Source organism: Acinetobacter sp. TUM15071, from assembly GCF_008980925.1.
In the GTDB taxonomy this organism is placed as follows: Bacteria; Pseudomonadota; Gammaproteobacteria; order Pseudomonadales; family Moraxellaceae; genus Acinetobacter; species Acinetobacter dispersus.
The window spans coordinates 53261-66532 of record NZ_BKGB01000016.1 but is presented as its reverse complement, the minus strand read 5'-3'; the positions used below and the strand labels follow the sequence as shown (position 1 = coordinate 66532).

Annotated in this window: 11 protein-coding genes; 6 read left to right on the top strand and 5 right to left on the bottom strand. The window is 41.1% G+C overall.

The genetic code is table 11. The features are described 5' to 3' along the window. Nucleotides 1–68 precede the first annotated feature (68 nt). The 3 genes from GBI66_RS14850 to thrC all read left to right on the top strand — a co-directional run bounded on the left by GBI66_RS14850 (nt 69) and on the right by thrC (nt 3839). Nucleotides 69–884, top strand: coding sequence for a DsbC family protein (locus GBI66_RS14850; RefSeq protein WP_005191767.1), 816 nt, complete (start codon nt 69–71; stop codon nt 882–884). 455 nt (nt 885–1339) lie between these two features. Then, a complete protein-coding gene (locus tag GBI66_RS14845; protein WP_151716617.1) occupies nt 1340–2641 on the top strand; it encodes a homoserine dehydrogenase in 1302 nt (433 codons plus the stop codon). Nucleotides 2642–2699: 58 nt separating this feature from the next. Further along, nucleotides 2700–3839, top strand: a complete 1140-nt coding sequence (thrC, locus tag GBI66_RS14840) for a threonine synthase (RefSeq protein WP_151716616.1) — start codon at nt 2700–2702, stop codon at nt 3837–3839. A gap of 69 nt (nt 3840–3908) precedes the next feature. On the opposite strand, the gene GBI66_RS14835 is transcribed toward thrC, so the two are convergent. The 3 genes from GBI66_RS14835 to pbpG form a co-directional block, all read right to left on the bottom strand. Continuing rightward, the gene (locus GBI66_RS14835; protein ID WP_151716615.1) at nt 3909–4679 is read right to left on the bottom strand and encodes a hypothetical protein; all 771 of its coding nucleotides are present in this window, start codon (nt 4677–4679) and stop codon (nt 3909–3911) included. Nucleotides 4680–4701: 22 nt separating this feature from the next. Then, nucleotides 4702–5319: a hypothetical protein gene (locus tag GBI66_RS14830; protein ID WP_151716614.1), complete on the bottom strand. Its 618-nt coding sequence runs from the start codon at nt 5317–5319 to the stop codon at nt 4702–4704. A 150-nt stretch (nt 5320–5469) separates the two neighbouring features. Beyond that, on the bottom strand, nt 5470–6534 hold the full coding sequence (pbpG, locus tag GBI66_RS14825; RefSeq protein WP_143233178.1) for a D-alanyl-D-alanine endopeptidase PBP7/8: 1065 nt from the start codon (nt 6532–6534) through the stop codon (nt 5470–5472). Nucleotides 6535–6743: 209 nt separating this feature from the next. On the opposite strand from pbpG, the gene GBI66_RS14820 reads away from it, so the two are divergent. From GBI66_RS14820 to GBI66_RS14810, 3 genes are read left to right on the top strand one after another with little or no spacing between them, the layout of a single operon-like run. Next, entirely contained in the window at nt 6744–7379 is a 636-nt protein-coding gene (locus tag GBI66_RS14820) for a response regulator (protein WP_005154729.1), read from the top strand. 17 nt (nt 7380–7396) lie between these two features. Continuing rightward, nucleotides 7397–8962: a PAS domain-containing sensor histidine kinase gene (locus GBI66_RS14815; RefSeq protein WP_151716613.1), complete on the top strand. Its 1566-nt coding sequence runs from the start codon at nt 7397–7399 to the stop codon at nt 8960–8962. Between the two features lie 21 nt (nt 8963–8983). Next, complete coding sequence (locus GBI66_RS14810; RefSeq protein WP_151716612.1) at nt 8984–10420, top strand: sigma-54 dependent transcriptional regulator; 1437 nt, start codon at nt 8984–8986, stop codon at nt 10418–10420. Nucleotides 10421–10457: 37 nt separating this feature from the next. On the opposite strand, the gene GBI66_RS14805 is transcribed toward GBI66_RS14810, so the two are convergent. Then, nucleotides 10458–11636, bottom strand: a complete 1179-nt coding sequence (locus GBI66_RS14805; RefSeq protein ID WP_151716611.1) for a S41 family peptidase — start codon at nt 11634–11636, stop codon at nt 10458–10460. A 9-nt stretch (nt 11637–11645) separates the two neighbouring features. Continuing rightward, entirely contained in the window at nt 11646–13190 is a 1545-nt protein-coding gene (gene gpmI, locus GBI66_RS14800) for a 2,3-bisphosphoglycerate-independent phosphoglycerate mutase (protein ID WP_151716610.1), read from the bottom strand. Nucleotides 13191–13272 lie beyond the last annotated feature (82 nt).

The following is a 13272-nucleotide window of genomic DNA, read 5'->3' as shown; positions in this document are numbered from 1 at the left end:
CGAAGTGAGTCATTTTTTTTGTTATGCTAAGCCCCTTATACAAATGAATTCGTACAAAAAGGTTCTCTATGTTGTTTACTCGGTCTCAGCTTGTAATTGCTTGTACATTAGCATCAACATTATTGGTAAGTGCTTGCTCAAAAGAAAATTCAGCACAAAAACAAGATGCACTCACAGCAAGTGCACCTGCGACAGGTGAAGCATCGACATTAAATGAACGCAATACGCAACAACGCTTGGTTTCAACATTAGAAAAGCATTTTAAAACAGCAAACATCAATGCCAAAATTCTAGTAATCAAAAAAACTGAAGTTCCAAACCTTTACTGGGTTAGCCTTGAAGGGATGGGTTCAGTCTATGCCACTGCTGATGGTCAATACATCATTCAAGGTGATGTGGTGCGTTTAGGTGATAAGCAGCTGCACAATGTTAGTGATGCTCTACAAGCAACCGAAAATAAAAAACATCTAGCTTCACTCAAAACTGAAGACCTCATTGTTTATCCAGCGCAAGGTGGTAAGGCGAAGCATGTCATTTACGTCTTCACAGATTCAAGCTGCCCTTATTGCCATAAACTGCATGAACACTTAGCAGAGATTAATGCCAAAGGGATTGAAGTGCGTTATATCGCTTGGCCACGTGGCGAACAATTCATGCCAACGATGCAGGCTATCTGGTGTAGCCAAGATCGTAAAGCTGCATTTGAGCAAGCAACTCAAGGCCAACCTGTGACTGCAGCAGAATGTAAGAACCCAGTACGTGACCAATATCAATTGGGTTTAAATATGGGTGTAAATGGTACACCAGCGATTTATAACGTCGAAGGTGAATATTTAGGTGGTTACATGACCCCTGAAGAAATTGTTCAACGCTTAAACAAATAAGCTAAAAATCCCTTTCAAAATAACAAAGACTCGGGCGACAGATTAAAGATGATCGGAATAGGGTCTGTTACCACTTTATCTATGATTGCGGCAGAGGAGATTTTTAGGCGATACAAGGCATGGATTGTGAAATTTAGTCATTCTAAATGATGAGCAACGGCTAAAGTTGCGCAAGATAACGCAGAAGCGCCAAAAATCCCCCTGCCCTTGAGCTTCGCCTTGCGCTGCGATCAAAGCAATGCTTTGCTCTTGCTCAGGGTTGTGGCTAAAATTCCCTCATACGTCGTTATGAAACTTGGCAAGGGGATGCCATTCCCTACGTTTCATGCCTAGTCTGATGGATTTTTAGCCTTCAACGCAATTCATTTATAAAGTGACAACAGACCCTAGTGTCTGCGCATTTTTTTAGCTATGATCAAGCTTCATTAAAATGATTGAATATAATGGAGTGTGACGTGAAACCAGTTCGTCTGGCGATACTCGGTCTTGGTACTGTAGGTGGTGGAGCCCTTAAATTACTACAAGAAAATGCTGCGGAAATTAAACGCCGTACCGGTCGAGAAATTCAAATTACACACGTAGGCACACGCCGTCCACGTCCAGATTTACAACTCGAAGGCATTAAACAAAGCGATGACTTGATGGAGATCGTACGTCAACCAGATGTTGACATGGTGGTCGAAGTTATGGGTGGTATTCATCCTGCTTATGAAGTCATCATGGAAGCCATTAAGCATGGCAAACAGGTTGTGACTGCAAACAAAGCTTTACTGGCTGAGCATGGTAATGAACTGTTTAAAGCAGCAGAAGACAATGCTGTTCAGATTGCCTATGAAGCAGCTGTTGCAGGTGGTATCCCAATCATTAAAGTGATCCGTGAAGGTCTTGCTGCTAACCATATTGAATGGCTTGCAGGCATCATTAATGGTACAGGTAACTTCATTCTGACTGAAATGCGTGAAAAAGGCCGTGCCTTTGAAGACGTTTTAAAAGAAGCGCAAGAACTCGGTTATGCTGAAGCTGATCCAACCTTTGATGTTGAAGGCATTGATGCTGCACATAAGCTGACAATTTTGGCGTCATGTGCTTTTGGTATTCCATTGCAATTTAATAAGGTCTATACCGAAGGCATCAGCAAAATCACTGCTCAAGATGTGAAATATGCAGAAGAACTTGGTTTCCGTATCAAGCACTTAGGTATCGCACGTCGCGCAGATAAAGGCATTGAGTTACGTGTACATCCAACTTTAATTCCTGCTGAAGAATTGATTGCTAACGTCAATGGCGTTAAAAATGCAGTCTTGGTACAGGCCAATGCAGTTGGTCCTACTTTATATTACGGTGCTGGCGCAGGCGCAGGTCCAACCGCTTCTGCTGTGGTTGCTGACGTGATTGATATCGTTCGTGATATTTCATATACCGAAGATGGCGCAGGAACAATTCCTCAGCTTGCTTTTGAAGCATTGACTAACGTGCCAATCTTGAGCCGTGAAGAAATGACCACTGGTTACTACATCCGTCTCAATGCTGAAGACCAAACAGGCGTACTCGCTGATGTCACTACGATTCTAAGCCGTGCAGGCATTAGTATTGATGCCATCATGCAGCAATCACGCTTAAAAGACTTGATTCCTATCGTGATTTTAACAGATCCGATCGTTGAATCAAAAATGGATGGAGCACTAGCACAAATTCAAGCATTACCTGCAATTCGTGGCGAAATCGTAAGAATTCGTTTAGAATCGCTCGATAGTTAATCAGGTTGAGGGAAAATGACTTCCCTCACCCCGCTCTACCTCATATTGGAACACCATCATGTCGAATGCCAATCGTTATACTGGTCTTGTAGATCGTTATCGTGACCGTTTACCTGTGTCTGCAACTACACGCGCAATTTCTTTAGGTGAAGGGAATACCCCACTGATTAAACTAGAGAACATTCCACGTATTATTGGCAAAAAAGTCGAAATCTATGTGAAATACGAAGGTCTGAACCCAACAGGTTCATTTAAAGACCGTGGTATGACCATGGCGGTGACCAAAGCAGTTGAAGAAGGCTCTAAAGCAATTATCTGTGCATCTACAGGTAATACTTCTGCAGCGGCAGCAGCGTATGCAGCACGTGCAGGCATCAAAGCGTTCGTATTAATCCCAGAAGGCAAAATTGCCATGGGTAAAATGGCACAGGCAATGATGTACGGCGCAATCACAATGCAAATCCGTGGTAACTTCGATGACGGCATGCGTTTGGTTAAAGAAGTTGCAGATCAAGCACCTGTAACGATTGTAAACTCAATCAACCCATACCGTTTACAAGGTCAAAAAACCATTGCTTATGAAATCGTAGAAGCATTGGGTCGTGCACCTGATTATCACTGCCTACCAGTCGGTAATGCTGGTAACATCACAGCACACTGGATGGGTTATACCGAAGCGGTTGCAAACCAACCTGCAGATCAGTTTGAGCAAGTGATTTACGATGCTGCAACAGATCAATTCACTGGTCCTAAACCAGAAGGCTTACCAACAATGGTCGGTTATCAAGCCTCTGGTGCTGCTCCATTCCTACGTGGTGCGCCAGTAGAGAACCCAGAAACTGTTGCAACAGCAATTCGTATCGGTAATCCACAAAGTTGGAATCATGCTAAAGCAGTGGTACGTGATTCTAAAGGTTGGTTTGATGAACTGACTGATGCTGAAATTCTAGAAGCGCAACGTTTGCTTTCAATGTATGAAGGTGTCTTTGTTGAACCTGCGTCAGCAGCATCTATTGGTGGTGCGATCCGTGATCTTAAAGCAGGTAAAATTGCTGAAGGTTCTGTGATTGTATGTACTGTTACAGGCAATGGCTTAAAAGATCCTGACACTGCAATCAAGCAATGTGCTGATGCCGTGATGTTGTCGATTGACGCGACCATGGATCAAGTGAAAGATTCTATTCTTTCAAATATGTAAGTATAAACTCTTCAAAAAAACCAGTTGCCTGCAACTGGTTTTTTTATTCGTAATCATAGAAAGAAAAAGTTATTCGTAATCATCATAGCTATATTGTGCAGCTAATTCTTTTTCAATCCTCTGAATTTCTTCAAGCTCAATTTCTTTGATTTCAAATAATGGTTGTTTGAGTAAGGGATTAACCGCATATAAAGCTTCTTCTTCCCAACCCTGCATAATCGTTAAAATTTGGCTTTTCTGGTCGTATTTCAAACCCGATTGCGTTGTGATCATTGCCTGTAAGAGCACAGGTTGATCAGACAACTCATCAAGTGAGCCTTTAAGCTGAATATCACCATAGTCATAATCTGCAAAAATAGTTCCAACATTGGTTTTTAATTGCTCAGGTTGATCTGCATAAGCCAAACTGGCAAAAAACTCATCATGCTCTTCCACCCATTTCTGTTTTTTGACTGACCAAAGCGCATAAAATCGAGCCTCATGTTCAAACTGTACCAGTTGAAATTTTTGCATTCCTGCCAATTGAATAAATTCAAAGGTATCTTCATCGCTTAAGCTTTCAGGTAATACATCATCTGAAATATCCCCATCTTCACAGACATGCTCACCACAACGTGAAAACACAAAATCATCCAGTTGTTTTAGCAATACTTCATCTGCATCAAACAGGGATTCCACTTCATACAGGGCAAAATCTCTCGCCCCATCAATTTCAAGCTTTTTATATGCAGCTTCGGCTTGGGATTTATCCTCAAAAACATTGGCAATACGATTGCCTGCCACATAAAAGACTTCATCGTTATACCCAAAGTATTTGGCACGAATTACGTAAGTCGTCATGGTGTTCCCCTTAATTCATTTATCATTGAGTTGTTTGTTTTATTTGATGTAATGCTTGAGCACTTGCAGGAATTGCCATGCCATTATCCATCCATAATTCAAAATGCATGGCATTAAAAAAATCAGCGGGGCTATACACAATATTACCCAGTTTCGGCTGCTGCCCAATCCTTGGCAAAATATCGTAGATAAACCAACTATTATGAGTGAGCAAAAGCGAATGTAATTTTCCTGTTAGCGCTAAAGGCGATAACATTAATTGTGAAAGTGTTTTGTCCTGCACATAATCATGATGTAATTGTTCTAATTGCTGTTCAAAGTTCTTAGGCAATTGTCTTGCGTCTATCGCATTTACAAAATCATTGAGTGTCGGAATAAAACGTTGTTGATAATCCACCAATAAATGATCACGTTCACACAAATCTTTAATATCAATCGATTTGCCTGCACTATTTTGAAGGCTATGCCCAAACACAGGAATCACAACAGAATTTACGCCCCACAAGGTATGCAAAATTCGGTGTCGTGCATCACTACATAGGTTTTTGGTACTGTCTATAAACGCATGTAGTTCATAGTAGTCTTCGGGTTCCCCACCCCAGCGTTTTGTAGAAATCCGTGCGTGTTGCATCGCATTCATAACGGTATGTCATCATTTTTTTGTTGTATGCACACATTAGCCGATTCCGGCTCAAAAAACGAACATAATTTATTGAAATAAGACAAGTTATGTCGCATTATTCAGGCATAAAAAAACTCCTCATAAAGAGGAGTTTTTGACTTAAAAGAACTAAACGCGTTTTGGTAAAGTGCTTAACCAGCTTAATAGATTAGTTGCATCGCTGTTACGCGCTTGCGAACTTGGCGCGCCTAATAACACCACAACTGCTGGGCGTGAATTCACAGTGGTATGCATCACCACACAACGACCTGCCTCATTGATATAACCTGTTTTTGACAAGTTAATATTCCAGCCGCCATTGCGCACTAATGCATTAGTATTATTAGATTTCAGCACACGGTAACCTAAATTGAAGTCATAGGTTGGTGTAGTTGAAAATTGACGAATCAAGCCATATTGTGAAGCCGTACTGACCAGAATACCCAAATCACGCGCTGAAGACACATTGTGTGGGTCTAAGCCAGTTGATTCAGCATAACGTGTCGCAGTCATGCCCAATTGCCTCGCTTTTGCATTCATCGCAGCAATAAAGGCTGAACGACCACCTGGGTAGGTACGTGCTAAAGCAGCTGCAGCTGGATTTTCAGACTTCATCAATGCAAATAAAAGTGCTTCTGCGCGATTCATGGTATCACCAGCGCGTAAGGTCGAACTTGAGTTCTTACCGCCAGCACCTGCAAAATCAATCGACTGTAAAGTGATTTCTTCCGACATGTTCAAACGAGCGTCCGCAGTAACCACAGCCGTCATTAATTTAGTAATAGATGCGATTGGCACCGACATATTACTATTTTTACTGTACAACACTTCGCCTGTCTGTGCGTCCATCACCAAAGCAGCGCGTGCATTGACAGAAGGCTGACTACTGTAACCAAAAGTATCTCGAATCTGCGACGTTGATTGCTGTGCAGTAGAAGAGCTAATCGTTGCCGAACTACCATTACGCAATGTAGTGGTAACAGAGGTTGAACCTTGTGGACCAATTTCCAATGGTTCATCATCTTCCATCAACTGGCTTGCATCACTTGCAGACCAATTCATTGAAGCTGAACCACTCACACGCGAAGAAGCTGGATTGTTATTCACAACCAGTTCTGCAAAACTTGTTGAGCTCAAAGCCCACAAGATAGACATGCTTAAAACATGCATGATAGATTTTTTAGAATTTTTCACGACACAATACTCAACTCAGGACGCTGCACATTTGCGCTTAATACCATTATGCCTTACATTTGAACAAATCGGGTAAAGCTTTTATAGACACAATTGTGTACAACTATTCGCTAAAAACGAAGAATAGGATTGCTAATTTTGTCGTTTCATTGCAAGCTAATTTTGCTTTATGTAACAAAAAACCAGTTTTTTGAAAAAAGGAGGTCTTCTTGATCACTGTTCTCGTTGTTGATGATCATGAACTCGTACGCACAGGAATTTGTCGTATGTTGGAAGATCACCCTGATGTTGAAGTCATCGGACAGGCAGAGTCAGGAGAAGAAGCGATTGCTTTGGTACGTCAAAAGCATCCTCAAGTTGTGTTACTAGATGTGAATATGCCAGGCATTGGTGGTGTAGAAACCACACGTCGTTTGTTACAGACCGCGCCTGAAACCAAAGTCATTGCCGTGAGTGGTCTTGCCGAAGAACCCTATCCATCACTCTTACTCAAAGCCGGTGCAAAAGGTTATATCACCAAAGGTGCACCAATTACGGAAATGGTTCGAGCCATTAACAAAGTAATGCAAGGTGGAAAATATTTTAGTGCAGATATTGCTGAACAACTGGCCAGCTCGTATCTCTCTGATACACAACAATCTCCTTTTGATGCGCTCTCTGAACGCGAAATGCAAGTTGCCATGATGGTGGTGAACTGTATCAGCGCCCAAGAGATTGCTGACAAATTGTTTGTAAGCGTTAAAACGGTAAATACCTATCGCTATCGTATTTTTGAAAAACTGGCGATTGATAGTGATGTCAAGCTCACCCATCTTGCAATTCGCTATGGGCTCATTAAACCTTAAAACAACAGTAAGCGCCTATGTTAGGGAAAATTGCGTCAACAGTTTCACAGACGGTCTATCGGCTCGGCGTTTGGTATAGCGGCTATCGGCTCATTATTTCGATTAGCCTGCTTTTAATTTATTTATTGACTGCTGAGCAGCTGTCTAGCAACTATATTTACCCTTTTTTATATTTCTATACGCTGATTTGTTATATCACACTCAATATTTTTCAGCTTTTTTTACTGCAACTGCTTCCGATACAAACGTCCAAGCAACTGATTTTTATCTTTCTGATTGATGTCATTTGTTTAAGTTTAATCACCTTCTCTGCGGGTGGTCCAAACCTGCAACTAAGCTTGCTTTACGTCATTATTATTTTTTCTTCTGCGATATTATTAAATGCTCAGCTTTCGCTGATCATTACTTTATTTGCCGTGATTATGGTGGTTTACCAGCGTTTTTTAGGTGACTTCTTTGACGTTAATAATTTAAATCATCTTGGTAATAGCATTTTTCTGGCGTTTTTGTTCTTTGTAGTCCATGCCATTGGTCGTATTGCAGTACAACGTTTTAAAATTTTAGAAACTTTAACTTTTCATCAATCCATTGAAATTCACCAGCTGCAAAATATTAACCGCTATATCTTAGAACAGATTGAAGATGGTTATTTGGTACTCGATGAAAGCAATCATATTGTCTTAACCAATCCGGCAGCCAATACATTATTAGGTATCCATTTACCGATTTCATTAGAAAAAACACCACTGATCAAATTACAACCAGACCTATTTGAATTGATTCAATTTAGTGATCTTAAAGATGGTGAAGAGTTTAGTTTTGAGTCACAACAAAGCGCCTACACCATCAATGTTCGGGTTAAACATCTGCTTGTACCTGAACAGGCCTTAGTATTATTAATTTTAAAAGATGCACAGAAACTGACTCAGCAAGTTCAGCAACTAAAGCTTGCAGCACTTGGTCAGCTTTCTGCCAGTATTGCCCACGAAATTCGTAACCCTTTGGCCGCGATTGTGCAAGCCAATGAATTATTCAAAGACAGTGACCCACACCAACAAGAAATGCTGTCACGCATGATCAGTAAACAGGCCAAACGGATTGATAGCATCGTGCAAGACACTTTGGCAATGGCACGGAATAAGCCAACAGAAGTACAAGAAATTGATCTAAGCTCCTTCTTTGAAAGTTTACTCAATGAAGATCTTGCCGATGCTAAACAACAAATTCAAATTAAACTAACAGAACAGGTCGGTATCTTATTTGACGAAAAACAATTACGCCAAGTGCTGATTAATTTAATTAGAAATGCACTCCGACATAATGCAACTGACGCGCCTTATATTGAGGTCGAAGTACACGAAAAAGATGGTCGAACTTGCATTGATGTCATCGATTTTGGGACGGGTGTCTCAAAACGAGATATTTCTCAACTGTTCAAACCATTTTTTAGTACCGAAATTAAAGGAACTGGTTTAGGATTGTATTTGTCTCACACATTTTGTGAGGCCAATCATGCAAAGCTCACCTATATAGAGCGACAACAAGGAGCATGCTTCAGGATTGAATGCTCTAAAATTCATTGATTAGATTAGGTTTCTCGGGGAATGGCAACAAAACAACCACTCGTCTTACTGGTAGACGACGAAGAAGATTTATGTCTTTTAATGCAGATGACGCTAGCACGCATGGGCATCAAGACACATCTCGCTTATCGGGTCGAACAGGCAAAAAAATTCTTTACTGAGTTCCAGTACGATGCCTGTTTAACAGATTTAAATCTTCCAGATGGTAATGGTTTGGATCTGGTCAAACATGTAACACAGAACTATCCCAATACACCTATTGCGGTGTTAACTGCGTATGGCAATATGGATATTGCCATTGCAGCACTTAAAGCAGGCGCATTTGATTTTGTCAGCAAACCTGTCAATCAAATGCATTTGGATCAACTAATCCAAAAAGCCTTGAATCGTCCACAGCCAGAACAAGAGGCAGCTGAAACAGCTTTAGAAAATAAACTGTTAATCGGACGTTCAGCACCTATTCAACAATTACGTATCGCTTTAAAGAAAATCGCTCGTTCTCAAGCCCCTGTTTTTATTACAGGTGAATCAGGAACAGGAAAGGAAGTCGTCGCGAATCTAGTGCATCGTTTGAGTAACCGTAGCGAAGGTCCTTTTATTGCCATTAACTGTGGCGCGATTCCAACTGAATTGATGGAAAGCGAACTATTTGGGCATAAAAAAGGCAGCTTTACCGGTGCAACACAGGACAAACAAGGCTTAATTCTCTCTGCTCACGGCGGTAGTCTATTTTTAGATGAAATTGCTGAACTGCCTTTAAATATGCAGGTCAAACTACTCCGTGCAGTACAAGAAAAGAAAATTCGTCCTGTCGGTTCAGATCAAGAGATTGATGTTGATTTCCGTGTCATCAGTGCCAGTCATCAAGATTTGGAACTGTTGGTACAGCAAGGTCGTTTCCGACAAGACTTATTCTTCCGTATACATGTGATGGATATCGTTCTACCACCATTACGTGAACGTGGACAAGACATCCTCTTATTGGCAAATCACTTTATTCAAAGAATTAGCCAAGAATGGGAGTTATCGACAAAGTCACTCTCCTCGCGTGCAGAGCAATTCCTATTGCAGCAGTATTTCCCGGGAAATGTTCGTGAATTACGCAACATCATTGAACGTGCGATTACACTGAGTGATGATGACAATATCGACTTGGCCCATTTACAAACAGCACCATTACGCAGTTCCTTTGCCAATCCAGCACCCTCATTTTCCAACACAGCAGCAGAAGAAGTTGAAACACCGCAACATTCTGCAAGCCCAAATATGAGTTCAAAGAAGCTTCCACCTGAAGGTTTGGAGCGTTATTTAGAAAATATTGAAAAAGAAATTCTTCTGAATGCATTGAATCTCACCCATTGGAATCGAACATTAGCCGCGAAAAAATTAGGAATGACCTTCCGTTCGTTACGCTACCGTTTGAAAAAATTCGGCTTAGATACTGAAGATGATGAATAATATTTAAAAATAAGCCCCGATCATTCGGGGCTTATTTTTAGTATCTACTTTTCAAAACCAGATCTGTGACATGCTCAAGATAATTATCTTCTTTCATCTCGGCAGACAAAGCGTAGGTTTGATTAGGCTGAATGCCCTGACCTTCAATCATATTGCCATTCGGGGTGTAATAGTGTGATACCGTCATTTGCAATGCAGCCCCACTTGGTAAAGGGAACAACTTTTGTACCACACCTTTACCATAGCTGTTTTCACCGACCACCCAAGCGCGCTTGTGTTCTTTTAATGCAGCGGTAAAAACTTCAGCGGCAGAAGCAGAACGACGATTGATCAGGATACCTAACTTTAGATTTTGAAATTCATTGGATGGTAAAGCTTGGAATTGCTGGTCGCCCTCAGAACGACTTTTCGTCGTCACAATTAGCCCCTGATTTAAAAATAAATCGGCAGCTTCGACTGAAGCAGAGAGTAGTCCTCCAGGATTATTACGTAAATCAAAAACCACAGCTTTAAGTTTGGTTGAGCTATATTCCTCGATTAAACGTTTAACTTCATTGGCTGTATCTTGCTGAAAAACGCGAATTTTCAGTACCAGTACCTGATTATGTAGTAGAACAGGTTCAATATCTGTCTCGACTTTTTTATTTCGAACCAAGATCACTGTGCTGTTATTATTTTCTGGGTGAATCTGCACGGTACTGCCAATCGAACCATACAATAGACCCTGAATCTGGTCTTGATTTAAATTTTTGAGTTCTTGGTTATCAACTTTCAGAATCACTTGCCCATTACGCAAACCCAATTTGCTCGAATCTGAGCCTGGCTTCAAATCTTGAATCTGCCAAGATTTGGAGTGTGCATCATAATTTAAATTGAAATCGACAGAGGCTAAATCGCCTTCTGTATATTGAATAAGTTGACGGTATTCTTCTGCTGATAAATAACGAGAGTAGCGATCCAAACCGCTCACTAAACCTTTAATTGATTGCTGGAATAAAGCATCATCAGACTTCTTATCGACATAGTTATCTTTAACAATGCCATAAATTTGTACAAATTGTTGAATCGACTCAATCGGAACTTCTGTACTGCCGATGCTTTTGTCTTCATCAGCCCATCCAGATGAATGAGTAATCGGTGCTGCAGAGAGATGCAATCCCCAACACATCAACACACTTGCACATAATGTTCTGTAAATGTTGTTGTGTTGGGTCATTGCTTCACCTTATTTTAAAGTAATTAAATTCTTGCCTTGCATTTCTGGAGGTACAGGAATGTTCATCAAATGAAGTAGCGTAGGTGCAACATCGGCCAATACACCACCTTCCGCAATCGTTGCTTGTGTCGGCCCGACATAAATAAATGGCACCAATTCAGTGGTATGTTGAGTATGAACTTGTCCACTATCATAGTCTTGCATTTGTTCTACATTACCATGATCAGCCGTAATTAACATATGCCCTTTGTTTGCCATGACTGCATCATAAACACGACCGAGACATGTATCTACAGTTTCAACCGCTTTTACTGCAGCATCAAAAATACCTGTATGTCCAACCATATCACCATTGGCATAGTTCACTACCAACAGGTCAAACTCACGCGAATTGATTGCATTAACCAATTCATCCGTCACTTCATACGCGCTCATTTCTGGCTTTAAATCATAGGTTGCTACATTCGGTGATGGAATCAGAATACGTTTCTCACCTTCATATTCATCTTCACGACCACCGCTGAAGAAGAAAGTCACATGTGCATATTTTTCAGTTTCAGCAATACGTAATTGAGTTTTACCTAAACCTGACAGATATTCACCAATCGAGTTTTTAAGCCCTTCTGGCATATACGCCACAGGTGCATCAATACTGGCTTGATAACGTGTCAGCATGACGAATTTCGACAAGTTCGGAACAACTTTACGCTCAAACCCAGCAAAATCTTTTTCAACAAAGGCACGGGTAATTTCACGCGCGCGATCGGCACGGAAGTTCATGAAAACCACACTATCGCCATCTTGGATTTTAGCAATTTCACCAATACGGGTTGCTTGAACAAACTCATCATTTTCTTCTGCTGCATAGGCTTGCTCTAGCCCCTCAACAGCTGAGTTTGCAACACGGACTGCCTCGCCTTCTGTCATTAAACGATAAGCGAGTTCAACACGATTCCAACGATTATCACGATCCATGGCAAAATAACGACCAATCATGGAAACAATACGACCTTGATTTGGATACTGAGCAAATAAAGCATCGAGTTTTTCTAATGAAGGTTTTGCACTACGTGGTGGTGTATCACGGCCATCAAGGAACGCATGCAGATAAACTGTTGCACCACGTTTTAATGCGAGCTCACACATCGCCACAATATGGTCTTCATGCGAATGCACGCCACCTTGTGACAGCAACCCCATCACATGGACGGCACCATTTACTGCTTTAGCTTTTTCAACGGCATCAACTAACACTTCATGCTCAAAAAAAGCACCTGTGCGAATATCTTTGGTAATTCGGGTAAAGTCCTGATACAACACACGACCCGCACCAAGATTCATATGTCCAACTTCTGAGTTCCCCATTTGACCATCAGGTAAGCCAACGTCTTCACCTGAACCTGAAATCAAACTATTCGGATGCTTAGCCACCATTGCAGTGAGGTTTGGTGTTTTTGCTGCTAAAAAAGCATTATCTTCAACTGCTTCCCGATGTCCTACACCATCCATAATTACAAGAACGTGAGGAATTTTGCCAGCATTTGCATCCGTCATAATGGACTCTCTTTTTGTCTATCATTTGATCGGCATATTTTACCGAAATTTAAGCTAATTCTCCATGACCAGACTGATGGCT